Genomic DNA, 26,419 nt, shown 5'->3' on the forward strand with positions numbered 1-26,419 from the left:
GACCGTTATCCGCCGCCGATGATTCCAACGGATCTCAACGGTCGGAACGCTCCAGCGCATCCAGCGCGCCTTCCCTGGATAGGACCGCGACACAGTTGCGACCGCTGTGCTTGGCCTGATAGAGCGCAGCGTCCGCCCGTTGGATAAACACTTCGGTACTGTCCAGGCTGCTCGGCACGAAGGCATAGCAGCCGAGGCTGACCGTCAGGTAGCCAGAGGGGGAAGCGGAGTGGCTGATGTGCTTGTCGATGACACAGCTGCGGATCTGCTCGGCCAATGCCATGGCACCGTGCAGGTTGGTGTCGGGCAGCAGGACGGCGAACTCCTCGCCGCCGTAGCGCACCGCCAGGTCGGCCTTGCGATGACAGCAACTCTTGAGCACCTTCGCCACCTCGGCCAGGCAGTGGTCCCCCGCAACATGCCCATAGGTGTCGTTGTAGCGTTTGAAAAAATCGATGTCGAGCATGATCAGGCTCAGGGGGCTGCGCTGGCGAGCGCCTCGCCCGAATTCGATGTCCAGGGCACGTTCGAATAAACGCCGATTCGCCAGGCCGGTCAGGCTGTCGTGGGTGGCGATCAGCTCCAGCGCTTCCTGGGCCTTGCGCAAGTCTGCCTCGATCCGCTCGCTGTTGCGCACCTGGCGCACGAAGACCCAACCAAACAGGCAAACGCCCAACACCACCAAGGCCACGATAAGGCTGGACTGGAACGCCCTGTCGTACCAGCCCGCCAGGATCGCTTGTTCGGACATCGCGGCGGTCACCATCAGCGGATAAGCCTGCAGATGCCGGTGCCCATATAACCGGACGATGCCGTCGGGCGCCGGGCGGAGCACCGTATCGCCGGCGCCCATGCTTGCGTGCTGGTGTTCGTAAACGTACTCATCGGCAAGCGGACGACCGATCTGTCCCTCATCGAAAGGACGACGCGCCAGCAACGTACCGTCGGACAGCGCCAAAGACATTTCGCCTTTGGCGTCGAGACTGAAGCTTTTAAAGAATTGATCGAAATAGGACATCTTGATGCCGGCCAGCAGCACGCCCTGGAAGTTGCCCTTCTGGTCATTCAATCGACGGGAAACCGGAATGATCCATTCACCGTTCTGTCGGCTTCGAACCGCTGGGCCGACGTGGGCGATCAGCGAGGCGTTCTGCTGGTGGAACTTGAAATAGTCCCGATCGGCCACCCCCGCCCCCCTGTGCAGGTGTTCGAAAGAAGTAATGATCCACTGGCCGTTCTTGTCGAACAGGAACAGACCATGCAACTGCTCCAGGGACTGCACCCGCCGGGCAAATGTCTGGTGCAGGCGTGGACGTGTCGACGGACCGAACCCGTCGTTTTGAATCCAGTCGGCCAGGCTGGCAAGCGCCAGGTCGGCTTGCAGGAATGTGTCCTGGGCCTGTTGGGCCATGGCCCGGGTGAGGTTGGCCGAAGCGAGGCGCGCCGACTCCAGGTCATGCCGACGGGACTGCTCCAGTTGCAAGAAGAGCAAACCGCAGAGGCACAGGCACACGGCTGCGATGAACATCACTGCGGCCTTGAGCAAAGGCAGGCGTTTCAAGGCACCGCCAGGCGCATGGTTCGGATCGTGGATGGGGATAGGCAAGCGAAATCCTGGGGAGGGCAAAACAGTGAGCGAGTCGCTCAAAAGCCCCCAATAATCGCGAGCTTAGCGTACCGCTTGGGGGGCGGCAATTTGCCTTTAGGAGTAAGTCGATGGATGGCGCAATGGATCCAAAACAAGCCAAGCGCAAGGCACGCGCCGCGCCCGGAGAATAAATTTGAACGGCCCCTGGCCCACATGAACTAACAAAGTTCATGGCCCGGCCCGTGCCTTGCGCGAATCGGCCAGGGCACAACCTGAACAGCAATGGCACAGGTGATCCCGACCCATGGATTCAAGCTCTCTCGACATTTTTACCGACACCCAACTGCTCGGCATTTCCATCGCCAATTGGTTACTGGCACTCAGCGTGATGACGGTGAGTTTCATCGTTGCCAGAGCCGGCATCGGCTTCCTGTTGAAAAACGTACGGGCACGGGCGCAAAGGCCCGATGCCTACGTCAGCCATATTGCTGTCGAGGTCTTGTCCAGCACCAGCAACACCCTGCTATTGCTGGCCTCGATTCTGATCGGCATCGGTGTTCTGGACCTGCCGGAACGCTGGCTGGGTCGGGTCAGCAGCCTTTGGTTCGTCGTCGCCGCCTTGCAGGTGGGGTTATGGGCAAACCGGGCGATCGCCCTGGCCTTGCTGCACTATTTCGCGCGTCACAGCCACAGCGACATCCATCAGAAAAGCGCCTTGGCCACCTTGAGCCTCTGGGGCGCAAAAGTGTTCCTGTGGGCAGTGGTGCTGCTGGCGATGCTTTCCAACCTGGGCGTGAACATCACAGCATTCGTTGCCAGCCTCGGCGTTGGCGGCATTGCCGTAGCGCTCGCCGTGCAGAACATTCTCGGCGACCTGTTCGCCTCGCTGTCCATTGCCGTGGACAAACCCTTCGAAGTCGGCGACTTCATCGTGGTCGGTTCCCTGGCGGGCACCGTGGAACATGTCGGCCTGAAGACCACCCGGATCCGCAGCCTGGGCGGCGAGCAGATCGTCATGGCCAACGCGGGGATGATCAGCACCACCATCCAGAACTACAAACGCCTGCAGGAGCGCCGCATCGTCTTCGAATTCGCCCTGCCTCAGGAATGCTCGACCGAACAACTTCGGCAAGTGCCCGTCATCGTCGAAAACATCATCAGGGCCCAGGAGAAAACCCGCTTCGACCGCGCGCACTTTCGCGGTTTCGGCGAAAGCACGTTGGAATTCGAAACGGTCTACATCGTGCTGGACCCCAGCTACAACGTCTATATGGACATCCAGCAAGCCATCAACCTGGGGATGATGGACGAGTTCGCCAAGATCGGCGTGCGCTTCGCCATGCCGTCCCGCGCCGTGCACGTGGCTTCGTTGCCGGAGATGCCTGAGCAATTCGCCAGGGGGAACAGTGAAAGGATGCCGCTACGAACCGATGGGGCAGGCGCCAAGCATTAACCGTCAATTGCGCTTCCATGACCCAGCGCAAACGCCCACCCTGCCCCTTCGGCTAAGCTCAACCCATCACCACGACAGGGAATCGACATGAGCAAGGCAGACGAACTCGCAGCAAAGCTGAGGCAGGCCCAACGCGCGCCGGCCGACACTGACCATTGCGCCGACCTGGCGATTGAACACTGGCCTGGCCAGGTGTACGAGCTGTACCGCCAGATTGAAAGCTGGCTGGCGCCGGTCTGTGAGGCGGGCCTGGTTATCCGGCGTAACCCCACCCATGTGTTTGAAAGCCATTCCAGCGGGTCGACTTACAACTATGCCATCGACCAATTGGTGATCGAGGGCAATCACCGCCGTATCTTGCTCGACCCGATCGCTCGCTTTTCCCCCGATGCCGAGGGATGCATCGAAATCCATACGAAGGGATTGGAGCGCTGCATCCTGCGCACGGTGGGGATGCATGGCGAATCCCATTGGCATCTGCGGCCAACCGGCCAGCAGAAGCCCGAACCCGTGACCCTCGATGAAGACACTTTCCTGTCGTTCATCGAGGAAGGCTTGGGCCTTTAAGCACAAACGGGATTCAACGGATTGCCCGTTCTCAGAGTCGATTCGATTCAAATGCCGCATCAGGCCCGCTTTTGATTGGCGTCCCTGTTTGCCGGTCAATGAGGATCGCCATGGCATTGTCGATCTCGTCGGCGGCACGCTCCGCATGTTGGGCATCCGCCCAGGTCCAGTGTTGTTCGGACACCAGGCCGCCCACCGCCTGGGCGCATAACTCATCGCAACTGATGCCCATTTTTCCCGCAGCAGCTATTACCGCCAGAAGGGCCTGCTCCAAGGGTTGAATTCTCTCAGTAGACACAACTAACCAACTCGGTAGATAACGAGTCCAAAGTCTACCAAGATATCAATGTGCCACCAACCGCAGCCGCCCAACGGCTCCCAAGTCAACGCCCCGTGCTGTATGTCACGGTGGGCGACGCTTGTGTCGATGGTCGAGCCGACGCCCGAGCTGCCAGAATGGTGAGGATTGCGGCTACGACCAAGACCGCGGCACTGGTTTCGAAGGTCGCGCGATAACCGCTCAAGTCAAACAGCACGCCGCCCACCGTGGCCCCCGAGGCAATGGCGAGTTGAACGATCGCGACCATCAATCCACCCCCTGCCTCGGCATCGTCCGGCAACGTCCTTGCCAGCCAGGTCCACCAGCCCACAGGCGCGGCCGTGGCCACCAGGCCCCAGAGGCCGAGCAGTAAGGCTGTGATGGACGCGGAATCGCCGAACCCCACCAAGGCCAGGGCGATCGCGGCCATGAGCAGCGGGATGATGATCAGCGTGCGATACAGGCCTTTTTTGAGGAGCGCACCGATCAGGAAGGTGCCGAGCAATCCCGCCAGACCAATCGCCAGCAACATCAGCGAAAGCAACGAGACGTCCACCCGCGTCACGCTCTCCAGGAACGGCCGCAGGTAGGTAAACAACATGAACTGGCCCATGAAGAACGTGCTGACCGCCAGCATGCCCAACGCAACCGGCGCCCGGGCCATCAGCCTGAAAGGATTGGCGGCGCCCCGTTTCGCCTGGATGGGCATCGACGGCAGGCTCATCAGCAGCCATGCCAGGGCGAGCGCAGCGACGGGCACGATGCAGAAAAACGCACCACGCCAGCCGATGATCGCTCCCAGGAAACTGCCCAACGGCGCGGCCACGACCGTGGCCAAGGCATTGCCGCCGTTGACGATGGCAAGGGCCCGGGGGACTTTATCCTGCGGCACCAGGCGCATGGCCGTCGCCGCCGACAACGACCAGAAGCCGCCAATCGCAACGCCGATCAGTGCCCGCCCGACCATGAAAACCAGATAACTGGGCGCCAGTGCCGCCACCGTTCCGGAGATGATCATCAACAGCGTCAGCGCCGAGAGCAGCCACTTGCGTTCGATGCGCGCCGCGATCGACGCGATGAACAGGCTGGTGACTAACGCAAAGGCACCGGAAACGGCGATGCCCTGACCAGCCTGCCCTTCGCTGATGTGCAGGTCTGCGGCCACCGGTGTGAGCAGGCTGACCGGCATGAATTCCGAAGCAACGAGTGCAAAGGCCGCCAACGACATGGCGAGCACAGCGCCCCATGCAGGTTTGCCCTGTGGTTTTGGCAATGAGGTATCGGTCATGAAAATCCTGAAATTGCTTGATGGGCTCGGAGCCCCTCTCTTGGGTCTAGTGATTGCACCGAGCATGGACCCGGCGAGCGAGCGCCGTTCCGGATGAGCTTAATGTGACGTGCAGTTTTAACGACCGGCAAGGGCGACCGGTAGAACATTTCGCTGGAGTTCTTGCCCGATCCTGTGAACCCGCCTGTTTGCCATAGGCAACGCTTCGCTTGGCGGGGTAATGTTCTGCCTATAGCTCTCAATCCCGCAGATATCGACATGACCGCCCAAGACAGATCGCTCCAACAGAGGCTCGCCAACCTCATCGATAACCGGACGACAGGACCGGGCGACTTTGAAACGTCAATTGCCGGTCTTTGTTTTTTCCGCCGCGACGCCCCTGCCCCACCCATGACCTGCATGATCGAACCGAGCATCGTCCTCGTCGCCCAAGGGATGAAACAGGTGTGGATTGGGGGGCAGGCGTATGGGTACGACACCGCACGTTTCCTTATGACTTCGCTGGATATGCCTGCGAACTCGGAAGTGTTGGCCGCCAGCCCGCAACAGCCCTGCCTGGGGCTGGTCATGCGACTCGATTTGCGCATGGTGGCGGATCTGATCGCCCAGGGCAGCGTGATACCACGGGTCGAGCGCGCCGTCGGGATAGGTGCGGGGATCGGCACGGCCACCCAGGATTTTCTCGAGCCGTTCGTGCGCCTGCTGGCCCTGCTCGATGAACCCGACGCCATCCCGGTGCTGGCGCCCTTGATCCAGCGAGAAATTCACTATCGGTTGTTGATGGGCGACCAGGCCGCGCGGCTAAGGCAGATTGCCTCCGTCGACAGCCAAGGCTACCGGATCGCCAAGGCCATCGACTGGTTGAAGCTCAACTACACCGGGCCTGTCCGTGTGGAGGACCTCGCGTCGCGCGTGCAGATGAGCGCCCCGACGTTCCATCACCATTTCCGCCAGCTCACGGCTATGAGCCCACTGCAATACCAGAAATGGCTGCGGTTGAACGAAGCAAAGCGCCTGATGCTCAACGAGCACTTGGACGTGGCGAGCGCGGCCTACCAGGTGGGCTATGAAAGCCCCTCGCAGTTCAGCCGAGAATACAGCCGTCTCTTCGGCGCGTCCCCGAAGCGGGATATCGCGGCGTTGCGCAGGCCGGCAAATGCCATTAAAGCTGATTGACTCGTGGTGCCCGGCTCCACCTTGGCGACTCGGCCTCATCCTACGGGTCCGCCAGCGCAATACATTTGCGCGCCAGGATCAGGGGGATTGCATTGCACCTACACCAACCGCAAGCCAACCATGCGCAAGCCATGGAATACCTTGGAGCGCGCTTCGTTGTGCTCATCCGCCTGACACTGCGCGGTAATACTGCGTCATGTACTCCACGAACACGCGCACCTTGGCCGGCAGATGCCGGGCATGAGGGTAAAGCGCGTAGTAGTGCCGTTCCCCAAGGGTGTGCTCAGGCAGGATTCGCACCAGCCTGCCGGCCAACAGGTCATCTTGCACCGTCGCCAGGGTAAACGCGGCTATGCCGCCGCCTGCCAAGGCATAAGCGTGCAAGGCAGTGATGGTGTCTGTATGAAAAATGCCCTGGCAATCCAGACTGACGGGGCCTTCCCAGGCGCTGGTGAGCGTCCACTGAGGAGTCGCCCCATACGTCAGCAACCGATGCTCGTTGAGTTCGGCAGCACTGCGAGGCAAACCGCACTTGAACACGTAAGCCGGCGCCGCTACCAGCACCAGCGGTGAAACGCTGAGCAAACGGGCGACCAGGCTGCTGTCGGCCAAGGGCCCGCAAATCCGCAACGCGACGTCGAAGCCATCGGCCACCAGATCGACCAACGGATCAGAGCAAGACAAATCGATCTGGATCTCCGGATACCGCGCCTGGAAGGCCGGCAACCAATGCGCCAACTCCAAGGTGCCTACCACCAGCGGCGCGCTGATCCGAAGCAGCCCGAAGGGACGCTCGTGTTCCAGCGCGACGGCTTGGGACGCGGCATCGACTCGGTCAAGGATATCCACGCAGGCTGCGTAGTACCTTTCCCCTGCTGCCGTAAGGCTCATGCGGCGGGTATTGCGATTGACCAGACGCACGCCCAACGTGGATTCCAACTGATGCAAATGCCGGGAAACCGACGAGTGCGTGGTGTTCAGCCGCTCAGCTGCGGCTGAGAATCCCTGGGCCTCAGCGATGCAGCGGAACACACGCATGGCGAGCATCTGATTCATAGGGGGCTTAGCGCACCGGTAGCTTGACGATTTCGGCGGTGTTCATCACATCGCCGAACGTATCCTCAATCTCGGCGAGGGCAGCCTTGTGCAAGGCGTCCTTGTCGATCGATTCCCCATTGACCCGGGTAATCGCACGCGTAGCCGATGCATCGGCCGCCACCAACACGTTATAGCTCAGCGGTGCCGCATCCCGAGCAGCGCCCGCCACGCACGCATGGGTCATGAGGCCGGAGACGATCACGTTCTCGATACCCCCGGCTTTCAGACGCTTGTCCAGATCGGTACTGCCGAACACGCTGACGGTGTTTTTTTGCAAGACCGGGTCATTGGGCCTGGGCTGCATATCAGGATGGAATTTCACGGTTTCACCGTCGATGGCAAACACAGGGGAGCCGGCGGGTGCGATGTGCTGAACGTGGTAGACCGGCATTTGGTGTTCATCGGCGAATTCGATCAGCTTCCGGGCGTTGGCCAGCGCTGCCGGGCCGTCAGGGATCGGCATCTTACCGGTGAAGTATTCATTCTGAAAATCGATCACCAGTAACGCGGTTTTACCGGCAGGCAACTGGCTCACGGGCACTGCGCCAGACATTGCACGAATGGTTGGATGACTCTCGGCCGAGGCGCCGGCACTGGCGAGAACGCCTGAGAATACACAGGCGGTGAGCAATCGACGGGTAAAGCTTTGCATGGGCAGTTCCTTCTTTCATGGAGTGAATGAAGGGAATCCTAGGTGGATGGCTGGCGCCGGAACACAGCGCGGACGGCACAGAACTTGTTTGGAATCTGCACAAGTGAACCATGATCGAGCGCTCAGGACTGTCTACAGCCCCGTACCTCTGCCCCACTGCCCGCGATTATCCGCTTCCCCACTTTCTCCCCCACTTCCAATGCCTGCCCATCCCTCTGCTTGCCCTGCCGCGCCTGCCCCACCAGCTGAGGAATCAAACCCCCTTCCGGTAAGTGCTTCCAGAATCGCCCCGGCATGTGCTGGCGCAACGCGGTGGGGTTGAGCCTCGCCGGATTGAAGATGTGTCGATAATAGGTGCGCCACAATTCCGCGCCGGGATCTTCGGCGTGGCGGGCCCATTGTTGCCATTGCTCAGGGCAACGGCGTTGATAGTCCAGCGAATGCCCATCGAAACGAATGCCATCGCGGGGCGTTGCGATCAGCCAGCGTTGCCGGCCCAATCGCTCGGCAAAATGCCCGCTCGCGCTTTCAAGGATGTCGTGGGCGGGCTGGTGGAAAGCCACAAGATCCAACTGCAGTTGTTCGGCGACCGCCGGCGGCAGCGGTACGAAACGCACGAACGCATGAAGGTGATGGGCTTCGCGGCTGACCTGTTTGATACGCCGTTGCAATTCGCTGCCCAATCGATCGCCAGCGAGCATTGCGGTGCGGTCGCCATGGGCGACGCGCCAGAGCACTTCGTACAGCAGATTCCAGCGTTGTTCGCCCTGGTAGCGGCTGGCCTGTTCCAATTGCCCCAACAACCCCGCCGGCACGCGCGTCTGGAACGGCCCCGGGCCCTGTGGCAGCGGCGTCGGCACAGCCAGCAGGTCGGCGATCGGGCCCTGGGCCCATGTCACGTCGCTGGGGTCGATTCCGTGGCCCAGCAGCGTTCGGGCCTGGTCACGCCAGGTGCTGAAAACGTCGTCACAATCGAGGGCGATCATGCCCACAGCCCCATTTGCACCGGCCGCTGTGGGTCGCGCAAGCGCGCTCGGAGCAGCCCGCTGCGCACTTGGCCGTCAGCGGGGCGGTAATCGCTGGTCACGATAAACGGACGCGCCTTTTCCAACACGCAACGCAACTGCACCAAGTCGTCGTAGCGAATCCGCCGCTCCCTGCGCAGTGTCACCAGCCGCTGGACACTGCGCAGGCCGATGCCGGGAATGCGCGCGAGCAAAGCCGGCTCGGCGCGGTTGAGGTCGAGTGGAAACACATCACGATTGGCCAATGCCCAGGCCAGCTTGGGGTCGATGTCCAGGTCCAGGTTGGTGGATGTGCTCAATAGTTCGCCTGCCTTATAGCCGTAGCCTCGCATGAGGAAGTCGGCCTGATACAACCGATGCTCCCGCAGCAAAGGTGGCGCGGCCAGTGGCACGCTGGCGGGGCTCTCGGGGATCGGGCTGAAGGCGGAGTAATAGACTCGCCGCAGGCCGTAGCCCTGGTAAAGCGACTCGGCGTTGCTGAGGATGGCGTGGTCATCGGTGGCATCGGCCCCGACGATCACTTGCGTGCTCTGCCCGGCCGGGGCAAAACGAGGCGCCCGCGGCTCGCCCGCCACCGCCTGTTGGCCGTCGTGGATGGTGCCCATCGCCTGACGGATGGTAGCCAGTTGCTTCTCCGGCGCCAGGCGCTTGAGGCTGATCTCCGAGGACAATTCGATATTCACGCTCAGGCGATCCGCCAGCCGCCCGGCCTCTTCGATCAATAGCGGGTCGGCGTCGGGAATGGTCTTGAGATGGATATATCCACGGAACTGGTGCTCTTCGCGCAGCAACCGCGCGACTCGAACCAACTGCTCCATGGTGTAATCGGCCGAGCGAATGATGCCAGAGCTCAGGAAAAGGCCGCTGATGCAATTACGTCGATAGAAATCCAGGGTCAGCCGGACCACTTCTTCGGGTGAGAATCGCGCCCTCGGCACATTGCTGGAGCGGCGGTTCACGCAGTACTGGCAGTCGTACAAGCAGAAATTGGTCAACAACACCTTGAGCAGCGATACACAGCGACCATCCGGCGTGTAGCTATGGCAGATACCCATGCCATCCGTGGCCCCAAGCCCGTCCCGCCCCCGCGAACTGCGCTTGGGGGCGCCACTGCTGGCGCAGGATGCGTCATATTTGGCGGCATCGGCAAGAATGCCCAGCTTGGCAATGAGTTGCATGGAAAACACTCGAACACTGGATGCATGAACAGTATTCGCAGATGCGCCGTGTTGCAAGCTCCGTTGGTCAATCCAGCCGCCGAACCGACAGTGACAGATGGGCTCATTGGCTACGCGATGGGCTATAATCCGCTCACCCACGTGATTCGAGGTCCAACCCCATGGGCACTGTCAGCCTTGAAACAAAGAAGGCCTACGCAGCCAGGACTCGTAGGTCCAACTACGCAGCGAGCCTGCGCCTGGAGGGCTTCAAGGTGTCTTTCGAGGACGGCGAACGCAAGCTGCCATCCCGTGAAGACGTGTTGAAGACCTTCACCAAGACCCGAGCCTGATGCCCGACAAATATGGCGTCGGCGAGGACGCCTACTGCTATCCCGGCTCCACGGTCCTGCGCAACAAACTCGATATCCACGACGAACCCACCCTGGGCGAAGCCGAACAACAGCTTTCGGCGATCGCGGCGAGCAGTGTTGAATTCAACCCGCCCCCTTACAGCCTGGCTTACCTTCAGAACATCCATCACGCATTGTTCGCAGATCTGTTCGAATGGGCCGGACAGCTGCGGACCGTTGGCATGGCCAAGCAGGACACTCGCTTCTGCCAACCGGAATACATGGAGAAGGAAGCCGAAAAGATTTTCGCCCGCATAGCGGCAGCGAATTGGTTCGAAGCAATGGGCCGGGATGAACTCATAGTCGCCGTGGCGGACGCCTACTCCGATATCAACGTCATCCATCCCTTTCGTGAAGGCAACGGCCGCGCCCAACGCATCCTGTTTGAGCACCTCATCATGAATGTCGGGTTCGAAATAAGTTGGTGGGGAATCGAAAAAGACGAATGGATCAATGCCAATATCGCGGCTTATAACTGCGTGCTCGATCCCATGGAAACCGTTTTCAAGAAGTGTATTGGACAGCCGATACAATCTCGACCATAAGTTACCTGCGCTCTTTGCTTAAGCGATACATTCCGTGCCAGCCAACCCTGCCGAAAGACGATGTATGAACCAGACCGCCTCGTTCCCCCCGAATGAACGAGGCCGAGACTTTGTCGTGGGCGACGTCCACGGGCATTTCAAGCTTCTGGAAAGGGCCTTGGTGAAACTCGAGTTCAATACCGAAGTAGACCGGGTTTTTTCCGTGGGGGACCTCATCGATCGCGGTCCCGACTCAGAGGACGTATTGAATTGGCTTGGGCAACCCTGGTTTCATGCGGTACGCGGCAACCATGAGCAAATGGTTATCGATGGTATCTGCGGCCACGGAGACAGACACAGGCACATCCGCAACGGCGGCGCCTGGCTCTATGAGTTGAGCCCGACCACCCAGGAGCAACTTCTAGCAGCGTTTCAGCAACTTCCGATCATTATCGAAGTTAAGTTATCCGACGATAAAACAGTTGGGATAGTACATGCCCAAGCGCCAGCTGTCGGGCTTGAAAATGAATGGCAGAATGCGAAGGAAGCCATTACCGGAACGCGAGGAAAGCAGTCCGAACAACAAGCCTTGGCGCAAGCCCTTTATGCCCGGGACAAAATCGAACAGCAGGACCCGACTCCAATCAAAGGCATCCACGAAGTTTATGTCGGACATTCATCAGTCCCGCGCGTCACCCGCCTCGGCAATGTTGTCTACATGGATACTGGCTGCTCCTTTTCCGACGGAGCACTGAGCCTCATGGAAATCGGCAGCCAATCGGTTTTCAGCATAGGGATGACGCAGTGAATGGGTGGGCTGCCTAGTCCGGGGTGAATGCATTCGCTGCCGTCCCATACCTGATAAACTGTGCGGCCTCCGCATTTGCCTCCAGATTCCCATGCCTCTTCAAGAAACTTTGCGACAGTCCGTTTCCCGCCGCTTCAGCGTGGCCCCGATGATGGATTGGACCGACGCCCACTGTCGCTTCTTCCTACGCATCCTCTCCAAGCACGCCCTGCTTTACACCGAAATGGTCACCACCGGTGCCTTGCTCAACGGCGACCACGAACGCTTCCTGCGCCACCATGAAACCGAGCATCCGCTGGCCCTGCAACTGGGCGGCAGCGTCCCCGGCGACTTGGCGGCCTGCGCCCGAATGGCCCAGGAACATGGCTACGACGAGGTGAATCTCAACGTCGGCTGCCCGAGCGATCGGGTGCAGAACAACATGATCGGCGCCTGCTTGATGGGGCATCCGGAATTGGTGGCCGATTGCGTGAAAGCGATGCGCGACGCCGTGTCGATTCCGGTGACGGTCAAGCATCGGATCGGGATCAATGGTCGCGACAGTTATGAGCAATTGTGCGAGTTCGTCGGGACCGTGCGTGACGCCGGTTGCAACAGTTTTACCGTGCATGCGCGGATTGCGATCCTGGAGGGGTTGTCGCCGAAGGAGAATCGCAACATTCCGCCATTGCGCTATGACGTGGTGGCCCGATTGAAAGCGGACTTCCCTGAGCTGGAGATCGTACTCAACGGTGGAATCAAGACACTGGAGGCCTGCCACGAACATCTGCAAACGTTCGATGGTGTCATGCTGGGCCGCGAGGCGTACCACAACCCGTATCTGCTGGCCGAAGTGGACCAACAGTTGTTCGGCAGCACTGCGCCGCTCATTACTCGTGCCGAGGCCTTGGCACAGCTGCGGCCTTATATTGCCGATCACTTGGCACAAGGCGGTGCCATGCACCACATCACCCGTCACGTGCTGGGGCTGGGCACTGGGTTCCCGGGCGCGCGGCGGTTCCGGCAGTTGTTGTCGGTGGATATCCACAAGACCAAGGATCCGTTGGCCTTGCTCGATCAGGCGGGCCAGTTGCTGGAAGGGCGTTAACCATCACTTGCTTTGAACCTGCGCGCTGTTTTGGCATCGTATCTACCGGTAGTTGCCCCGGCCTTTCAAACACCCGTTTTCAGGTTGTTGCCGCTGGGGCCATCGATACCTCTTCACGCCCTTGAGTGGCTGCCGGCCCTCGGGTAATGTCAACGGACCCATAGGACAGAGCACGCTCATGACTTCCAAGCTGGAACAACTCAAGCAGTTCACCACCGTCGTGGCCGATACGGGCGACTTCGAAGCCATCGCCCGCATCAAACCCGTCGACGCCACCACCAACCCATCCCTGCTGCTCAAGGCTTCGGCCATCCACGGTTATGCCGAGCTGCTGAACGCTTGCGTGGCGGACTGCAAGGGCGACGTGGGCCTGGCCAGCGACCGCTTTGGTGTTGCGGTGGGCCAGGAAATCCTGAAAGTGATTCCGGGGCGCATTTCCACCGAAGTGGATGCACGCCTTTCGTTCGATACCGAAGCCATGCTCAAGCGCGCGCATCGGCTGGTCGATCTGTACGAAAAGGCCGGCGTTGGCCGTGACCGCGTGCTGATCAAGATCGCTTCGACCTGGGAAGGCATCCGCGCTGCCGAGAAACTGGAGCGCGAAGGCATCCAGTGCAACCTGACCCTGCTGTTCTCCTTCGCCCAGGCCGCTGCCTGTGCAGATGCCGGGGTTTTCCTGATCTCGCCGTTCGTGGGCCGTATCTACGATTGGTACAAGAAGGCCAACGGCAACGACTACACCGGCGCCGATGATCCGGGCGTGCAGTCCGTGACGCGCATCTATAACTATTACAAGGCCAATGACTACAAGACCGTGGTTATGGGCGCGAGCTTCCGCAACCTCAACCAGATCGAGCAATTGGCCGGTTGCGATCGCTTGACTGTCAGCCCTGAGCTGCTGGAGAAACTGGCCGCCGACGAAGGCAAGCTGGAGCGCAAACTGGCACCTGGGCAAGCTGGAGAAGCTCGCCTGAGCCTCAATGAGCCCCAGTTCCGCTGGTTGTCCAACGAAGACGCCATGGCGACCGAGAAACTGGCTGAAGGCATCCGTCAGTTCGCTCGTGACCAGGAGAAGCTGGAAGCGTTGCTGCAAGCCAAGCTTTGAGCTGATTCGCAAGGCATGCAAAAGGGCGAACCCTGATGGGTTCGCCCTTTTTTATGCGGCTCGGCCTGAGAAATCTGGCGTCTGACCAGGCCATTCGCAAGCAGGCTCGCGAAAGCGTCAGTCCGGCCTACGCAGGCTCAAGAATCAAGGCCGCTCCAGCGCATTCACCAAGTCATGGAACGCTTCGCGATTGGAGTCGTTCAGCCCCATGAGGATCTTGTGGGCTTCGAGTACCTTGATCCGCACTTCTTCCTCGGATTGGTCCTGGTCAGGCAGGTCGTCCAGGCAATCGGGGCATGGCACCGGATCGCCGACGATGTTGAACACCTGGTCGAAACCCATCGATTGCAGAAGACGGGTGATGTCGTTGTGGGTAGTGACGACAGTCGGCAGCAGGCCGACTTTCTGCCGCGACAGTATCGACAGCTTGGCCAGTAGGCCCAGCGTAGTGCTGTCGATGCTGCGGGTTTCGGTCAGGTCGATCACGATGGCGCTGAAATTCAGCGCGGTGAAGATCTTTTCTATTGTCGCATCCAGCGCCGAACACAAGGTCAGGCGCACCTCACCGACAAACTTCAGGACAAAAGTGCCGTCCTGCTCGGCGAACTGGATTCTACCGGTACTCATCAAAGGTTCCTGCTCAACACTAACAGGGCGATATCATCCGGCATCTCCCCTAGCGTGGCTAATCCAAACACTTGCCGCAGGCCTTCCAGGCTGCCGCCCGCTGCACTCACCCGCTCGGGCAAGGCCGCTTCTTTCTCTTTGAGTGTAGGCTCTGACAAAAGGTCCAGAATGCCATCAGACATCAGCGTCAGGCTGAATGTCGGTGGCAGCTCCAATACGTGGTCCTCATAGGTCGCCTCGTTGAACAGGCCTACCGGCAAACCACGCCCTTCCAGGTAACGAACACTGTCTGGTGTATATAACACAGGCAACGGCAGGTGACCGCCGATGCTATAGGTCAACAAACCAGTCTCCTCGTCGATGACTCCACCGACCATCGTGACGTGCTTGCCCAGCTTACAACTGATCAGGCCCCGGTTGATATGCCCAAGGACCTCCGAAGGCTTGAATTCCGGCAATGTACCGTTGCGCTTGGATTCGAACAGCAGGCGCGTGGTCATGAACTTCAGCAACACCGTGACGAACGCCGACGAAGCACCGTGCCCGGAAACGTCCGCCAGGTAGAACGCCACGCGACGCTCATCTACACGAAAATAATCGACGAAGTCCCCCGACAGGTACAACGACGGGATGATCTGATGGGCAAAACGGAAACCATCGACCGTCCAGGGGCTCACCGGCAGCATGTTCATTTGCACCTGGCGCCCGGCGTTCTGGTCCTCTTGCAACAGGTTCAGGCTGGCTTCGAGCTCGCGATTGGCGGTCTCCAGCTTTTCCCTGTAGCGCTGGTTCTCCACCAGCAGTCGCGAGCGATCCAGGGCTCGGCGCACCGAGTGCTCAAGCACCGCGAGGTCTTCGAGGGGCTTGATCAGGTAGTCCGCCGCGCCCAGGCGCAACGCCTCGACCGCGTCGTTCATCACACCCGCGCCCGAAACGACGATGACCGGGGTCTGCGACGACAGCTCGGTGACCTGGCGAATGAGTTCGAGTCCGCCCATCTGCGGCATGCGCAAGTCGCAGATGACCAGGTCGGGCTTCTCCTGCTCGAATACCTGAAGACCCTGTTGGCCGTTACTGGCCTGCAAGACGCTGAAACCACTGTCTTCCAAGTAGGCCGCGAGACTGGCTCGCACCACTTCGTCATCATCGATTATCAGCAGCGTGGCACTGGTTTTTGGCATGTGGGCAAACGGCGCCAGAATTAGGTTGGCGTAGCGGGCTTGGCGTTGGGCCTGCGCGCACTACTGGATTCGCTTTCTAGCCTCTCTGCCGTACCGGCTTCAGGCCTTCGCCCTACACACGGTTACACCAGAGGTGCCCTTCTAAGGCGCAGACGGTACTCCCATCCGCGGGGCGTTTCAAGCTCATGCGAATCGCCGCTTGCCGTCTTTATTTGTCAAAGCACGGAGAGTTATAAGAACCGAGCGAAGCGTAACTCAATGGAAGGACAAATCTGCGCTTGAACCCTACCAAAGCAAAGAAGGCGGCCATCTGGGCCGCCTCCGCAACTTACAATTGGAAATCAAAAATCATCTTCGACTTGACCATCCTTGACCTTGAATTCGCGGTTTTGCAGGAAGGCATTGCGGATGAACACATACTTGTCGCCGCTGACGAGCTTTTCCGCCGAGAGCAGGCTGGCACGGGTGTCGACGATGTTCAGGCCCCAGATCGAATTGCGGACCGAGACATTATCGATATAAGGGTAAGGGGTGGCGTAGCTGTCGACCCACTTGGCCGGCGCGTCACGCAGGGTACTCGGCCCCAGCAGTGGCAGCATCAGGTACGGTCCGCTGCCCAGCCCCCAATACCCGAGGGTCTGGCCGAAATCTTCGTCGTTACGTTGCAGGCCCATCTTGGTGCCCACGTCGAAAAACCCCAGGAGACCGAACGTGGTATTGAAAATCAAACGGGCTGTGTCGACTCCCGCAGCGGCCGGTTTGGCTTGCAACAGGTCGTTGGCCAGGTTGCCCACGTCACCGATGTTGCGAAACATGTTGTGGATGCCGTCTTCGAGGAATCGCGGCGTCACGTACTGATAACCCTGGGCCAGCGGTTTGAGCGCATAGGTATCAATGGTGTCGTTGAAGGTGAAGATTGGACGGTTGATGCTTTCCCATGGATCTTCTTCCGTGGCGGCCTGGGCGGCAAACGGTACCAGCAGGATACTGGCAGATAGACACAGCTGAGCTAGACGATGGCTCCAGCGCATAGGGAAAACTCCTTGGATTATTCAGGCAAGGGCGCCGAGCCCAGGCGGTAAGGCCGCTAGTATAAGACGGAAAACGTGGATAGGCAGCACTGAAGCAAGAAGCTCGCTGTAGGAATATTCCACAACTAACTCGCATCATGGTGCTGTCACCGGACTGTCATCCGCGCTCGCTAGGCTGCTGGTTATTTCAAGGACGTTCCCATGCCGCGCGCCGAAGCACTGCCCCTCCCTGCCCCCAGCCTTACCGCCGTACTGTTTGGCCTGAGTGGATGCCTGGTGGATTTCGGGGCGCGCGTACGCCAGCCAGGCACCCAGCCATCGGATCATGCCCATCCGACCCCAGGCGCGCTGGAAAGCCTGCAACGCTTGCAGCATCTGGATATCCCCTGCGCCTGGCTCGACGACCTGCCCCCCGCCGTCAGCCATGGCCTGGCGACTTCGTTGCCTACGTCCATCAAGGCGCCGCAACTTCCCGCAACGAATCAACCTTGGCCGGCGCCGCATGCCTGCTGGCAAGCCCTCATGGCGCTGAACGTCCAACAATTGGACGGCTGCGTGTTGGTGAGTGGCGAACCCAAGTTGCTGCAGTCCGGGCTCAACGCCGGGTTGTGGACCATTGGACTGGCGTCCTGCGGCTCATTGTGCGGGCTGTCCCCTTCCGAATGGCAAGCCCTGAGCCAGCAGGAACGGGAAATCAAACGGGCCAAGGCCACGGTGCAGCTCTTCAGCCTCGGCGTGCATTCGGTGATCGACCACCTGGGCGAACTGGACACTTGCCTGGCCGACATCAGCCTGCGCAGACAAAAAGGCGAGAAGCCCTGAGCCGGATCATGCAGGGTGCGTGAGTGTGGATTACTCTTAAGGCAGGCCAAGGACCTTTGACGCAGCGTCGCGGTCCATGTCTGTGCCTATCAATAAAGGGAGTACGCCAATGCCTGCCAGCCGGGAATTGCAAGAACAACTCGATACCTTGCGCGAGCAATTGGAACAGGACCCGCCGTTGTCCGAATTGGAGCGAGAGAATCTGCAAGAGCTCATGGTTCAACTTGAAGGCGAGATCCAGTTGGAAAATGCCCTTCAAAATCCCAGTTTGGCCGATGGCGTGAACTTGGCCGTGGAGCGCTTTGAAGTTGACCACCCGGGTATCGCGGGCACCTTGCGCAACATCATGCTGACGTTGGGTAACATGGGAATCTGAATGACCGGATGCAAAAGCCCCGCTGGCGATAGTGGGGCTTTTACTGTTGACCTACATATCCTTGAAGGGAGGTTTATTGACGAACCAAGCGCTGGTTCGGCAGCTGCACCTCGTCGGTACTGCGATACGGATTGATATCCAACCCACCACGCCGCACATACCGCGCATACACCGTCAGTTTCTCCGGCTTGAGCAAGCGCTGCAGGTCGAGGAAGATCCGCTCCACGCACTGCTCATGGAAATCCGAGTGCTGGCGAAAGCTGACGATGTAGGCCAACAAGCTCGCATGATCCAACGCAGCGCCGCGATACTCCACCGCTACGCTGCCCCAATCCGGCTGGCTCGTCACCGGGCAGTTGGACTTGAGCAAATGGCTGTGCAGGCTTTCCTCGACGATGCGCGAGTCATCGCAACGCAACAGTTCCGGGCGCGGGTGCTCATAGGAATCGACGCTGATGTCCAATTCGTCGATGCACGCACCGGGCAGCGCCACGATGCCTTCGTTTTCCACATCCTTGAGACTGCGGACCCGCACACCCACTGGCTTGCCGGCAGCCGCCGAAAGGTCCTGGCGCAAGGTCGCTTCCAGGCTCGCGGTGTCGGTGAATGGGGTCTGGTTCAACGAGTTCAAGTAAAGCTTGAAGGATTTGGACTCGATAATGTTCGGCGAATCCGCCGCGATGGCGAACTCGCCGATGGCCACCACCGGCTTGCCGGAAGGCAACAGCCAGGACAATTCGAAACAGTTCCAGAAATCTACGCCTTTGTACGGCAGGGTCTCGGCCGTCAGGCCCAGCTCCGCCCACTTCGCGGCGCGCGGAATCGGGAACAGCAATGACGGCGTGTACGTGGCGATGTATTCGCTGGATTTGCCCAGCGGCGAATGTTCGGCTGCGGGATGCATGACGGAAACCTGACTGAAGAATCAGCGGATTCTACCAGTCTTTGCCGCAGCCTTTGAGTGCTTACTGACTGACTGTCAGCTCGCCCCTCATGCCAGCCTGGTAATGGCCGGGAACATTACAGGCGAATTCCAGGCGCGTGGCCTTGCTGAAGGTCCAGGTCAGCTCGGCGGTCTTGCCCGGCTCCACCAGCACGCTGTTGGGATCATCGTGGCGCATCTTCGCCTCGCCGTGGCCCATGGCGGCATGATCCAACCCCGGCTTCATCGTGGTCGGCATCAACTGGCCGCTCTGCTGCATCTTGAGCATTTGCTTTTGGTGCTCCACGTGCGTTGCAGCGTTGCCGAGGTTGAACTCATGAAGCAGCTGGCCTTTGTTGATGAGTACGAATCGAACCGTCTCGCCGGCCTTGACGCCCAGCGCACCGGGATCGAACGTCATGTCGCCCATCACCACATCGATGCTGCGACCGGCCTTGGCCGCTGGCGCAGGCTGACCGAAATCAAAATGGCCCGGCGATGCCCACGACAGCGCACTGAGGGTCAATGCGCAAACAGCCAGGATCAAGCGTACTCCCATCAACATGTCCATACTCCAGTCAGATTCAGCGTGTGGGAAAATCCATCGTCGCAGGCCTGCCAGTCGGCTTACAACTCGATTACAACTTTGTCAGGTTGTGCCACGAACCCGCCTGCCGGACTCAATCCCGGTGGCGAGGGAGCTTGCTCCCGCTGGAGGGCGAAGCGCTCCCAAAATCCAAACGCTGCTTATCATTTCGATGAGTGAGATTTTTGGGCTGCGGCGAAGCCCAGCGGGAGCAAGCTCCCTCGCCACGTAAGCCGGTTCAGCCTCAAGAATACCGCAACGCCTGCGCCGGTTCGATTTTCGCCGCGCGCCACGCCGGGTACACGGTGGCGAGGAAGCTGAAGATGAACCCGGCAGAACAGATCAGCACCACGTCGCCACGCTGAAGCTCAGACGGCAGGTTGCTGACGAAATACACATCGGAACTGAAAATGTGCTGACCGCTGACCCGCTCCAGCCAACCCACCAACTCACTGACGTTCAACGCGGCGATCACGCCCAGCACGCCGCCAATGAGCGTGCCGACGATACCGATCACCGTTCCCTGGACCATGAAGATCGCCATGATCTGCCGCGGCGTGGCGCCGATGGTGCGCAGGATGGCGATGTCGGCGCCTTTATCGTTCACCACCATGATCAACGTGGCGATGATGTTGAACGCCGCCACCGCGACGATCATCAGCAACAGCAAGCCAATCATGGTCTTTTCCATTTTCATGGCGCTGAACAGGCTGCCCTGGGTGTGGGTCCAGTCGTCGGCCTTGTAGTTCGCGCCGAGACCGGTGGCGATGTCACCGGAAACCTTCGGCGCTGCGTACAAGTCCTTCACCGCCAGGCGCACGCTTTGCACCTGGTTCGGCTGCCAATGCTGCATCTGGGCGGCGTCGGCCAGGTGAATCAACGCCATGGAACCGTCCAGCTCGGCACCGACCTTGAACACACCGACCACGTTCAAACGCTGCATCCGTGGCGTGATGCCGCCGGGCGCAGTGCTGACTTCCGGCACGATCAGGGTCAGTTTATCGCCTACGTTCAGGCGGAAACGCCGGGCAGTGATCTCGCCGATTACCACGCCAAACTCCCCCGGTTTCAGGGCGTCGAGACGGCCCTGGACGATGTGCTGGGCGACGATGGAAACCTTGCCTTCCTGGGCCGGGTCCACGCCGCTGATCTGGATCGGCTGCATCGAACCTTTATGGCTCAGCATGCCTTCCATCTCGGTGAACGGAACGGCCGCGAGGACTTCAGGATTTTTCAATGCGGCGGCGGCCACTGGCTGCCAGTCATCGATCGGGTTAACGCCAACGATGGTGGCGTGCGGAACCATGCCGAGGATGCGCGAACTCATTTCGCGCTGGAAGCCATTCATCACCGACAACACGACGATCATCGCCAGTACGCCAAGGGCGAGGCCGATCATCGATGTCATGGAAATGAACGAGACAAAACGATTGCGGCGCTTGGCGCGGGTATAGCGCGTGCCGATGAAAATCGATAACGGTCTGAACATTCGTTGGGCACCGTATGAAAATAAAAGACCCGGCGCTTGCGACAAGCGCCGGGTTTCGGTCGATCAGATGGGCGTCAGGCAACCTTCCTGCAAGTGCAGGACGCGGTCCATCTGGCGGGCCAGGTTCATATCATGGGTCACCACCAGGAACGCCGTGCGCATCGAGGTGCTGAGCTCCAGCATCAAGTCCTGGATGCCCTGGGCGGTGTGGGAATCGAGGTTGCCGGTCGGCTCGTCGAGCATCACCAGGCCGGGCTTGTTGACCAGGGCGCGGGCAATCGCCACGCGCTGGCGCTCGCCACCGGACAGTTCGGCCGGCTTGTGCTCCAGGCGATGCCCCAGCCCTACCCGCTCCAACAGTGCAGTGGCGCGCTGACGGGCCTCGGGAATCGCCGTGCGACCGATCAACAGCGGCATGCAGACGTTTTCCAGGGCCGTGAACTCGGGCAGCAGATGGTGGAACTGATAGACGAAACCCAGGGAACGGTTACGCAACAGGCCGCGGGCTTTCTCATTCAATGCCGAGAGTTCTTCGCCCGCCAGCCAGACACTGCCGGCGGTGGGCGTATCGAGGCCACCGAGCAGGTTCAGCAAGGTGCTTTTGCCCGAGCCGGAAGTTCCGACGATCGCCACGCGCTCGCCGGGATGCAGCTCCAGCTGCAGGCCCGACAACACCACCACCGACTCCGGGCCTTCCTCGTAGGATTTGCCCAGGTCGCGGCAACTCAAGATTGCTTTTTCACTCATGCCCGACTCACTCATAACGTAACGCCTCCGCAGGCTGGGTGCGCGCGGCACGCCAGGCTGGATACAGGGTGGCGAGGAAACTCAGGATCAACGCGGCGCCGCAGACCATCAACACGTCATCGGCCTGCAATTGCGAAGGCAAGTAATCGATGAAGTACACGTCGGCGTTGAGAAACTTGTGCCCGATCAGGGTTTCGAGACCGGCAATCGCGGCGCTGACATTCAGCGCGGCGAACATTCCGACCAGGGCCCCGACGAACGTACCGATAACGCCGATGACGGTGCCCTGGACCATGAAGATGCGCATGATCTGCCCCGGCGTGGCGCCGAGGGTACGCAGGATGGCGATATCGCCTTTCTTGTCGTTCACCACCATCACCAGCGTCGAGATGATGTTGAACGCCGCCACGGCGACAATCAGCAACAGCAGCAGGCCGATCATGGCTTTTTCCATGCGGATCGCCTGGTACAGGTTGCCGTGTGTGCGGGTCCAATCGCGGGCGTAGTAACGGTCTTCGCCGAGTTGCTGGGCAATGTTCCAGGCAACACGTGGCGCCTGGAACAGGTCATCGAACTTCAATCGCAGGCCTTGGACCTGGTCCGGTTTCCAGCGATGCAGGCGGGCGAGATCCTGAAGATTGGTCACGCCCAGGTAGCCGTCCAGCTCGCCGGCGCCGACGTGGAAGATGCCTACCACGGTAAAGCGTTTCATGCGCGGGAACATGCCGCCCGGGGTGACGGTGACTTCTGGCGCGACGAAGGTCAGCTTGTCGCCGATGGCCACGCCGAGCTTGGCCGCGGCTTTGTCGCCGATCACGATGCCGAAGCTGCCTGGCGCCAGGTCGTCGAGTTTGCCCTGCTTCATGAAGTTGTCGATGATCGACACCTGCCGCTCCAGCCCGGGGTCGATGCCGTTGAGCAAGACCTTGGAAACCTTGCCGTCGTTGGTCAGCAGCCCCTGCATCTGGGTGAAAGGCGCCACGGCCAGCACCTGCGGGTTCCGCTTGACGTTGGCGGCCAGGCTCGGCCAATCGCTGATGGCTTCGCCGGTTTCGAGGGTCGCGTGAGGCACCATGCCCAGTACGCGGGTGCGCATTTCATGATCGAAGCCGTTCATCACCGACAACACGACGATCATCACGACCACGCCAAGGGCCAGTCCGATGATGGACGTCAGGGAAATGAACGATACGAAATGATTGCGACGCTTTGCACGGGTATAACGCGTGCCGATGAATACGAAGAGAGGTCTGAACATGTCGGGGCTTGTTCGGAGGGAAAAGGAACGTCCTTGTGGCGGGGGTCACAAACCAGCTTTACACTCAGACCACCGCCGCTACCATGGGTTCGCCATGTCGACATTAGATGAAGAAGATCGCCGCGAATACTACCGTATCGAGGACACGATCGCACTGGAAATTCGGCCCCTGTCCGTTCCTGAAGCCGCCAGCCAGGAAGTGTTGCAGGATGAGTCCCCATTGTTCAATCTGCTCAGCGAATTGCACCTGAGCGAATTCGAGTCACAGCACCTGTTGCGCCAGATCAGCGAGCGCGAACGCAGCATCGCCGCCTACCTGAAGGCCATGAACAAACGCATCGACTTGCTCAGCCAGGTCATCGCGGTGACCGTGCTTGGGGAAATCGGCGAACCACAGCCTGTGATCATCTCCGAAGGCGGCATTGATTTCCAATACCCCTCCCCCGTTGCGGTCGGCGCGCACCTGTCGATCAAGCTGGTGCTGATGCCCCAGGCCCTGGGCCTGTTGCTCCGAGCCCGCGTCACGCATTGCGATCCCAAGGGCGATGGCTACGACGTGGGAACAGAGTTTGAACACCCGACCGACGCCCAGCGCCAATTGCTGGCCCGCTACATCCTGCAAAAACAGGCGCAAGAACGGCGCCTGGCGCGGGAACTGAACGAATCTGGCATCAATAAGGAAGAACCGTGACCCTCATCTATGGCCACCGCGGCGCCAAGGGCGAAGCACCGGAAAATACCCTCACCGGGTTCCAGGAATGCCTCAAGCACGGCGTGCGCCGTTGCGAGCTGGACTTGCACCTGTCCATGGACGGCGAATTGATGGTGATCCACGACCCGACCCTCAAGCGCACCACCGATCGCCGGGGCAAAGTCGTCGAACACACCGCCGCCGAACTGGTGACCTACGATGCGCGCAAAGGTGGCCCAGGCTGGATCAAGCCGTGCCCGATTCCTCGGCTGGAAGAGCTGTTCGAGCAATGCGATTTCGAGCACTGGCAACTTGAAGTGAAAAGCGCGTCACGCACCCGCGCCGCCGCAACCGTGCTGGGCATTCGCGAGATGGCCCAACGCTTCGGGCTGCTGGATAAGATCACCATCACCTCCAGTTCCCGGGAAGTGCTCAAGGCGGCCCTGGACCTGACCCCGGACATTTCCCGCGGACTGGTGGCCGAATACGCCTGGCTCGACCCGTTGAAGGTAGCCCAGAGTTATGGCTGCGAGATTCTGGCGCTGAACTGGACCCTGTGCACGCCGGAACGCCTTATCAAGGCGCAGCGCCAGGGGCTGCATGTGTCGGTGTGGACGGTCAACGAGCCCGCGCTCATGCGCAGGCTCGCCGACTTTGGCGTTGACAGCCTGATTACAGACTTTCCCGGTTTGGCCACTGCCACCCTCGAGAATTGCTGAAATCGGTCTCCCCGGCCGGCTCAGGCCACCGGCCGGAGCCGCTCAAAAAAGCCGGTTGAGCCCGTCATAGGCGGCTACCCGATAGGCTTCAGCCATGGTCGGGTAGTTGAACGTGGTGTTCACGAAGTATTTCAACGTGTTCAGTTCGCCCGGCTGGTTCATGATCGCCTGGCCGATGTGAACGATCTCCGACGCCTGATAGCCGAAGCAGTGCACACCGAGCACTTCCAGCGTCTCGCGATGGAAGAGGATCTTCAGCATGCCTTGCGGCTCGCCGGCGATCTGTGCCCGCGCCATGCTCTTGAAAAAGGCCTTGCCCACTTCATAAGGCACCTTGGCCTGGGTCAGTTCCTGCTCGTTCTTGCCGATCGAGCTGATCTCCGGAATGGTGTAGATGCCAGTCGGTACATCGTTGACGAAGCGCCAGCTGCCGTTGTCGACAATACTGCCGGCGGCCGAACGGCCCTGGTCGTGGGCGGCACTGGCCAGGCTCGGCCAGCCGATCACATCACCGGCACCGTAGATATTCGGTACGCAGGTGCGGTAGTTCTCGTCGACCTCGATCTGGCCACGGCTGTTGACCTTTACGCCAATGTTCTCCAGGCCCAGGGTGTCCGTGTTGCCGGTACGGCCGTTGCACCAGAGCAAGGCGTCGGCCTTGATCTTCTTGCCAGACTTGAGGTGCAGGATCACACCGTTGTCGACGCCTTCCACGCGGTCGTATTCCTCGTTGTGGCGCACGGTAATGTTGTTGTTGCTGAAGTGGTAGCTCAAGGCCTGGGAGATTTCCGAGTCAAGGAAGCTCAGCAACTGGCCGCGGTTGTCCACCAGCTCCACCAGCACGCCCAGGCCGCTGAAGATCGAGGCGTATTCGCAACCGATCACCCCGGCGCCGTAGACGATGAGCTTACGTGGGGTGTGACCCAGGCTCAGGATAGTGTCGCTATCGTAGATACGTGCGTGGTTGAAATCGATATCAGCCGGACGATATGGGCGCGAACCGGTAGCGATGATGATGTGCTTGGCCACCAGCTTCTCGACCACGCCATTGCCACAGACTACTTCGACAGTCTGCTCGTCGGCGAAGCTGCCAGTGCCGAAGAACACATCGACACGGTTGCGAGCGTAGTAGCCGGTACGCGAGGCCACTTGCTTGGAGATCACCTTCTCGGCGCTCTTGAGCACGTCCGGAAAGGAGAACCAGCGCGGCTCGCCGATGGCCCGGAACATCGGGTTGGTGTTGAACTGCATGATCTGCCGGACCGAGTGACGCAAGGCCTTGGACGGGATGGTGCCCAAGTGGGTGCAGTTGCCGCCGACCTGCCGACGGCTGTCGACCATCGCCACTTTGCGCCCTGCCTTGGCAGCGTTCATTGCCGCGCCTTCCCCAGCAGGGCCGGAACCCAGTACTACCACGTCGTAGTTGTAGACAGCCATGCGTACTCCTCAGAACAGGCCGCGATGCCACGCTTGGCACCGACGGCTAAATCATGCCGACCGGCGACATGAAGGAACAATTTGGGGCCGGTTCACGCGCCCGGCCACAGTCTATAGAAGCGTCAACGCCGCGCACATTACCCCTTGGTCGCGTCGTAGGCTAGGGGGCGTTCTCAATTAGTTTCCCCACCGCGTTGTGGGTAAATTAATTGAGAATGCCCCCTTTGCCTGCGCTATTTCGCCACGGGAGCCTTTCAGCACCCTGTCATTGCA

The 26,419-nt window shown here is 60.2% G+C and carries 28 protein-coding genes; 12 read left to right on the forward strand and 16 right to left on the reverse strand.

Going from position 1 to position 26,419, the window contains the following annotated elements:
• Positions 1 to 34: 34 nt before the first annotated feature.
• Positions 35 to 1,606, reverse strand: coding sequence for a sensor domain-containing diguanylate cyclase (locus tag J3Q04_RS16110; RefSeq protein WP_434610626.1), 1,572 nt, complete (start codon positions 1,604 to 1,606; stop codon positions 35 to 37).
• A gap of 286 nt (positions 1,607 to 1,892) precedes the next feature.
• Here J3Q04_RS16110 and J3Q04_RS16115 point away from each other — a divergent pair, with 286 nt between their 5' ends.
• Both J3Q04_RS16115 and J3Q04_RS16120 read left to right on the forward strand, forming a co-directional pair.
• Positions 1,893 to 3,041, forward strand: coding sequence for a mechanosensitive ion channel family protein (locus J3Q04_RS16115; protein ID WP_434610624.1), 1,149 nt, complete (start codon positions 1,893 to 1,895; stop codon positions 3,039 to 3,041).
• Between the two features lie 87 nt (positions 3,042 to 3,128).
• Complete coding sequence (locus J3Q04_RS16120) at positions 3,129 to 3,608, forward strand: hypothetical protein (protein ID WP_420764651.1); 480 nt, start codon at positions 3,129 to 3,131, stop codon at positions 3,606 to 3,608.
• A gap of 31 nt (positions 3,609 to 3,639) precedes the next feature.
• On the opposite strand, the gene J3Q04_RS16125 is transcribed toward J3Q04_RS16120, so the two are convergent.
• Positions 3,640 to 3,882 carry a hypothetical protein gene (locus tag J3Q04_RS16125; protein ID WP_434610621.1) on the reverse strand — a complete coding sequence of 81 codons (243 nt, stop codon included), beginning with the start codon at positions 3,880 to 3,882 and terminating at the stop codon, positions 3,640 to 3,642.
• A 109-nt stretch (positions 3,883 to 3,991) separates the two neighbouring features.
• On the reverse strand, positions 3,992 to 5,215 hold the full coding sequence (locus tag J3Q04_RS16130; protein WP_434610619.1) for an MFS transporter: 1,224 nt from the start codon (positions 5,213 to 5,215) through the stop codon (positions 3,992 to 3,994).
• Between the two features lie 258 nt (positions 5,216 to 5,473).
• Here J3Q04_RS16130 and J3Q04_RS16135 point away from each other — a divergent pair, with 258 nt between their 5' ends.
• Entirely contained in the window at positions 5,474 to 6,391 is a 918-nt protein-coding gene (locus J3Q04_RS16135) for an AraC family transcriptional regulator (RefSeq protein ID WP_434610616.1), read from the forward strand.
• Positions 6,392 to 6,553: 162 nt separating this feature from the next.
• Here the strand turns inward: J3Q04_RS16135 and J3Q04_RS16140 are convergent, their stop codons facing one another.
• The 4 genes from J3Q04_RS16140 to J3Q04_RS16155 form a co-directional block, all read right to left on the reverse strand.
• Positions 6,554 to 7,447 (reverse strand): LysR family transcriptional regulator, encoded by an 894-nt coding sequence (locus tag J3Q04_RS16140; RefSeq protein WP_434610614.1) that lies wholly within the window; start codon positions 7,445 to 7,447, stop codon positions 6,554 to 6,556.
• Between the two features lie 7 nt (positions 7,448 to 7,454).
• Complete coding sequence (locus J3Q04_RS16145) at positions 7,455 to 8,141, reverse strand: cysteine hydrolase family protein (protein WP_434610612.1); 687 nt, start codon at positions 8,139 to 8,141, stop codon at positions 7,455 to 7,457.
• 122 nt (positions 8,142 to 8,263) lie between these two features.
• Positions 8,264 to 9,133, reverse strand: coding sequence for a TIGR03915 family putative DNA repair protein (locus J3Q04_RS16150; protein WP_434610610.1), 870 nt, complete (start codon positions 9,131 to 9,133; stop codon positions 8,264 to 8,266).
• The gene (locus tag J3Q04_RS16155) at positions 9,124 to 10,344 is read right to left on the reverse strand and encodes a putative DNA modification/repair radical SAM protein (RefSeq protein WP_434563302.1); all 1,221 of its coding nucleotides are present in this window, start codon (positions 10,342 to 10,344) and stop codon (positions 9,124 to 9,126) included. The genes J3Q04_RS16150 and J3Q04_RS16155 overlap by 10 nt, the downstream gene beginning before the upstream one ends.
• 161 nt (positions 10,345 to 10,505) lie before the next feature.
• Between J3Q04_RS16155 and J3Q04_RS16160 the strand changes: the two genes are divergently transcribed.
• The 5 genes from J3Q04_RS16160 to tal all read left to right on the forward strand — a co-directional run bounded on the left by J3Q04_RS16160 (position 10,506) and on the right by tal (position 14,260).
• Complete coding sequence (locus J3Q04_RS16160; protein WP_085987050.1) at positions 10,506 to 10,676, forward strand: YhfG family protein; 171 nt, start codon at positions 10,506 to 10,508, stop codon at positions 10,674 to 10,676.
• Positions 10,676 to 11,281: a putative adenosine monophosphate-protein transferase Fic gene (locus J3Q04_RS16165; protein ID WP_434610606.1), complete on the forward strand. Its 606-nt coding sequence runs from the start codon at positions 10,676 to 10,678 to the stop codon at positions 11,279 to 11,281. The genes J3Q04_RS16160 and J3Q04_RS16165 overlap by 1 nt, the downstream gene beginning before the upstream one ends.
• Positions 11,282 to 11,345: 64 nt before the next feature.
• Entirely contained in the window at positions 11,346 to 12,068 is a 723-nt protein-coding gene (locus J3Q04_RS16170; protein ID WP_434610603.1) for a metallophosphoesterase, read from the forward strand.
• A gap of 91 nt (positions 12,069 to 12,159) precedes the next feature.
• Positions 12,160 to 13,155, forward strand: a complete 996-nt coding sequence (gene dusA, locus J3Q04_RS16175; protein WP_434610600.1) for a tRNA dihydrouridine(20/20a) synthase DusA — start codon at positions 12,160 to 12,162, stop codon at positions 13,153 to 13,155.
• Between the two features lie 178 nt (positions 13,156 to 13,333).
• Entirely contained in the window at positions 13,334 to 14,260 is a 927-nt protein-coding gene (tal, locus tag J3Q04_RS16180; protein WP_420764661.1) for a transaldolase, read from the forward strand.
• 144 nt (positions 14,261 to 14,404) lie between these two features.
• Here tal and rssC read toward each other — a convergent pair whose 3' ends face one another.
• From rssC to J3Q04_RS16195, 3 genes are all read right to left on the reverse strand, one after another.
• On the reverse strand, positions 14,405 to 14,887 hold the full coding sequence (gene rssC / locus J3Q04_RS16185; RefSeq protein WP_420764662.1) for an anti-sigma factor antagonist RssC: 483 nt from the start codon (positions 14,885 to 14,887) through the stop codon (positions 14,405 to 14,407).
• Positions 14,887 to 16,068 carry a two-component system response regulator RssB gene (gene rssB, locus J3Q04_RS16190; protein WP_039589103.1) on the reverse strand — a complete coding sequence of 394 codons (1,182 nt, stop codon included), beginning with the start codon at positions 16,066 to 16,068 and terminating at the stop codon, positions 14,887 to 14,889. Before rssB ends, rssC begins: the two co-directional genes overlap by 1 nt.
• Positions 16,069 to 16,409: 341 nt before the next feature.
• Positions 16,410 to 17,099 carry an MlaA family lipoprotein gene (locus J3Q04_RS16195; protein WP_420764663.1) on the reverse strand — a complete coding sequence of 230 codons (690 nt, stop codon included), beginning with the start codon at positions 17,097 to 17,099 and terminating at the stop codon, positions 16,410 to 16,412.
• A gap of 201 nt (positions 17,100 to 17,300) precedes the next feature.
• Between J3Q04_RS16195 and J3Q04_RS16200 the strand changes: the two genes are divergently transcribed.
• Both J3Q04_RS16200 and J3Q04_RS16205 read left to right on the forward strand, forming a co-directional pair.
• Positions 17,301 to 17,921, forward strand: a complete 621-nt coding sequence (locus J3Q04_RS16200; protein ID WP_434610597.1) for an HAD family phosphatase — start codon at positions 17,301 to 17,303, stop codon at positions 17,919 to 17,921.
• 109 nt (positions 17,922 to 18,030) lie between these two features.
• Entirely contained in the window at positions 18,031 to 18,297 is a 267-nt protein-coding gene (locus tag J3Q04_RS16205; RefSeq protein ID WP_434610595.1) for a DUF4404 family protein, read from the forward strand.
• 73 nt (positions 18,298 to 18,370) lie between these two features.
• Here J3Q04_RS16205 and queF read toward each other — a convergent pair whose 3' ends face one another.
• The 5 genes from queF to J3Q04_RS16230 all read right to left on the reverse strand — a co-directional run bounded on the left by queF (position 18,371) and on the right by J3Q04_RS16230 (position 23,299).
• Positions 18,371 to 19,201, reverse strand: a complete 831-nt coding sequence (gene queF, locus J3Q04_RS16210) for an NADPH-dependent 7-cyano-7-deazaguanine reductase QueF (protein ID WP_434610592.1) — start codon at positions 19,199 to 19,201, stop codon at positions 18,371 to 18,373.
• A 61-nt stretch (positions 19,202 to 19,262) separates the two neighbouring features.
• Positions 19,263 to 19,784 (reverse strand): copper-resistant cuproprotein CopI, encoded by a 522-nt coding sequence (gene copI, locus J3Q04_RS16215; protein WP_420764667.1) that lies wholly within the window; start codon positions 19,782 to 19,784, stop codon positions 19,263 to 19,265.
• A 265-nt stretch (positions 19,785 to 20,049) separates the two neighbouring features.
• On the reverse strand, positions 20,050 to 21,294 hold the full coding sequence (locus J3Q04_RS16220) for a lipoprotein-releasing ABC transporter permease subunit (RefSeq protein WP_434610589.1): 1,245 nt from the start codon (positions 21,292 to 21,294) through the stop codon (positions 20,050 to 20,052).
• Between the two features lie 63 nt (positions 21,295 to 21,357).
• Complete coding sequence (gene lolD, locus J3Q04_RS16225) at positions 21,358 to 22,041, reverse strand: lipoprotein-releasing ABC transporter ATP-binding protein LolD (RefSeq protein WP_434563292.1); 684 nt, start codon at positions 22,039 to 22,041, stop codon at positions 21,358 to 21,360.
• A gap of 7 nt (positions 22,042 to 22,048) precedes the next feature.
• Complete coding sequence (locus J3Q04_RS16230) at positions 22,049 to 23,299, reverse strand: lipoprotein-releasing ABC transporter permease subunit (protein ID WP_434563290.1); 1,251 nt, start codon at positions 23,297 to 23,299, stop codon at positions 22,049 to 22,051.
• A gap of 94 nt (positions 23,300 to 23,393) precedes the next feature.
• Between J3Q04_RS16230 and J3Q04_RS16235 the strand changes: the two genes are divergently transcribed.
• Together J3Q04_RS16235 and J3Q04_RS16240 are read left to right on the forward strand one after the other, a co-directional pair.
• On the forward strand, positions 23,394 to 23,990 hold the full coding sequence (locus J3Q04_RS16235) for a PilZ domain-containing protein (protein WP_434563288.1): 597 nt from the start codon (positions 23,394 to 23,396) through the stop codon (positions 23,988 to 23,990).
• Positions 23,987 to 24,709 (forward strand): glycerophosphodiester phosphodiesterase, encoded by a 723-nt coding sequence (locus tag J3Q04_RS16240; protein ID WP_434610586.1) that lies wholly within the window; start codon positions 23,987 to 23,989, stop codon positions 24,707 to 24,709. The genes J3Q04_RS16235 and J3Q04_RS16240 overlap by 4 nt, the downstream gene beginning before the upstream one ends.
• Before the next feature lie 42 nt (positions 24,710 to 24,751).
• Here J3Q04_RS16240 and sthA read toward each other — a convergent pair whose 3' ends face one another.
• Complete coding sequence (sthA, locus tag J3Q04_RS16245; RefSeq protein WP_304553302.1) at positions 24,752 to 26,146, reverse strand: Si-specific NAD(P)(+) transhydrogenase; 1,395 nt, start codon at positions 26,144 to 26,146, stop codon at positions 24,752 to 24,754.
• Between the last annotated feature and the right edge of the window lie 273 nt (positions 26,147 to 26,419).

It is taken from the genome of Pseudomonas sp. D4-21 (assembly GCF_051132125.1).
GTDB lineage: Bacteria > Pseudomonadota > Gammaproteobacteria > Pseudomonadales > Pseudomonadaceae > Aquipseudomonas.

Coding starts and splice junctions, on each gene's coding strand:
- rssB (WP_039589103.1), bottom strand. CDS start 16,068: ATGCCAAAAACCAGTGCCACGCTGCTGATAATCGATGATGACGAAGTG.
- J3Q04_RS16135 (WP_434610616.1), top strand. CDS start 5,474: ATGACCGCCCAAGACAGATCGCTCCAACAGAGGCTCGCCAACCTCATC.
- tal (WP_420764661.1), top strand. CDS start 13,334: ATGACTTCCAAGCTGGAACAACTCAAGCAGTTCACCACCGTCGTGGCC.
- J3Q04_RS16195 (WP_420764663.1), bottom strand. CDS start 17,099: ATGCGCTGGAGCCATCGTCTAGCTCAGCTGTGTCTATCTGCCAGTATC.
- queF (WP_434610592.1), bottom strand. CDS start 19,201: ATGCATCCCGCAGCCGAACATTCGCCGCTGGGCAAATCCAGCGAATAC.
- J3Q04_RS16115 (WP_434610624.1), top strand. CDS start 1,893: ATGGATTCAAGCTCTCTCGACATTTTTACCGACACCCAACTGCTCGGC.
- lolD (WP_434563292.1), bottom strand. CDS start 22,041: ATGAGTGAAAAAGCAATCTTGAGTTGCCGCGACCTGGGCAAATCCTAC.
- J3Q04_RS16200 (WP_434610597.1), top strand. CDS start 17,301: ATGCCGCGCGCCGAAGCACTGCCCCTCCCTGCCCCCAGCCTTACCGCC.
- J3Q04_RS16230 (WP_434563290.1), bottom strand. CDS start 23,299: ATGTTCAGACCTCTCTTCGTATTCATCGGCACGCGTTATACCCGTGCA.
- sthA (WP_304553302.1), bottom strand. CDS start 26,146: ATGGCTGTCTACAACTACGACGTGGTAGTACTGGGTTCCGGCCCTGCT.
- dusA (WP_434610600.1), top strand. CDS start 12,160: ATGCCTCTTCAAGAAACTTTGCGACAGTCCGTTTCCCGCCGCTTCAGC.
- J3Q04_RS16155 (WP_434563302.1), bottom strand. CDS start 10,344: ATGCAACTCATTGCCAAGCTGGGCATTCTTGCCGATGCCGCCAAATAT.
- J3Q04_RS16165 (WP_434610606.1), top strand. CDS start 10,676: ATGCCCGACAAATATGGCGTCGGCGAGGACGCCTACTGCTATCCCGGC.
- J3Q04_RS16140 (WP_434610614.1), bottom strand. CDS start 7,447: ATGAATCAGATGCTCGCCATGCGTGTGTTCCGCTGCATCGCTGAGGCC.
- rssC (WP_420764662.1), bottom strand. CDS start 14,887: ATGAGTACCGGTAGAATCCAGTTCGCCGAGCAGGACGGCACTTTTGTC.
- J3Q04_RS16220 (WP_434610589.1), bottom strand. CDS start 21,294: ATGTTCAGACCGTTATCGATTTTCATCGGCACGCGCTATACCCGCGCC.
- J3Q04_RS16235 (WP_434563288.1), top strand. CDS start 23,394: ATGTCGACATTAGATGAAGAAGATCGCCGCGAATACTACCGTATCGAG.
- J3Q04_RS16170 (WP_434610603.1), top strand. CDS start 11,346: ATGAACCAGACCGCCTCGTTCCCCCCGAATGAACGAGGCCGAGACTTT.
- J3Q04_RS16145 (WP_434610612.1), bottom strand. CDS start 8,141: ATGCAAAGCTTTACCCGTCGATTGCTCACCGCCTGTGTATTCTCAGGC.
- J3Q04_RS16130 (WP_434610619.1), bottom strand. CDS start 5,215: ATGACCGATACCTCATTGCCAAAACCACAGGGCAAACCTGCATGGGGC.
- J3Q04_RS16205 (WP_434610595.1), top strand. CDS start 18,031: ATGCCTGCCAGCCGGGAATTGCAAGAACAACTCGATACCTTGCGCGAG.
- J3Q04_RS16160 (WP_085987050.1), top strand. CDS start 10,506: ATGGGCACTGTCAGCCTTGAAACAAAGAAGGCCTACGCAGCCAGGACT.
- J3Q04_RS16120 (WP_420764651.1), top strand. CDS start 3,129: ATGAGCAAGGCAGACGAACTCGCAGCAAAGCTGAGGCAGGCCCAACGC.
- copI (WP_420764667.1), bottom strand. CDS start 19,784: ATGTTGATGGGAGTACGCTTGATCCTGGCTGTTTGCGCATTGACCCTC.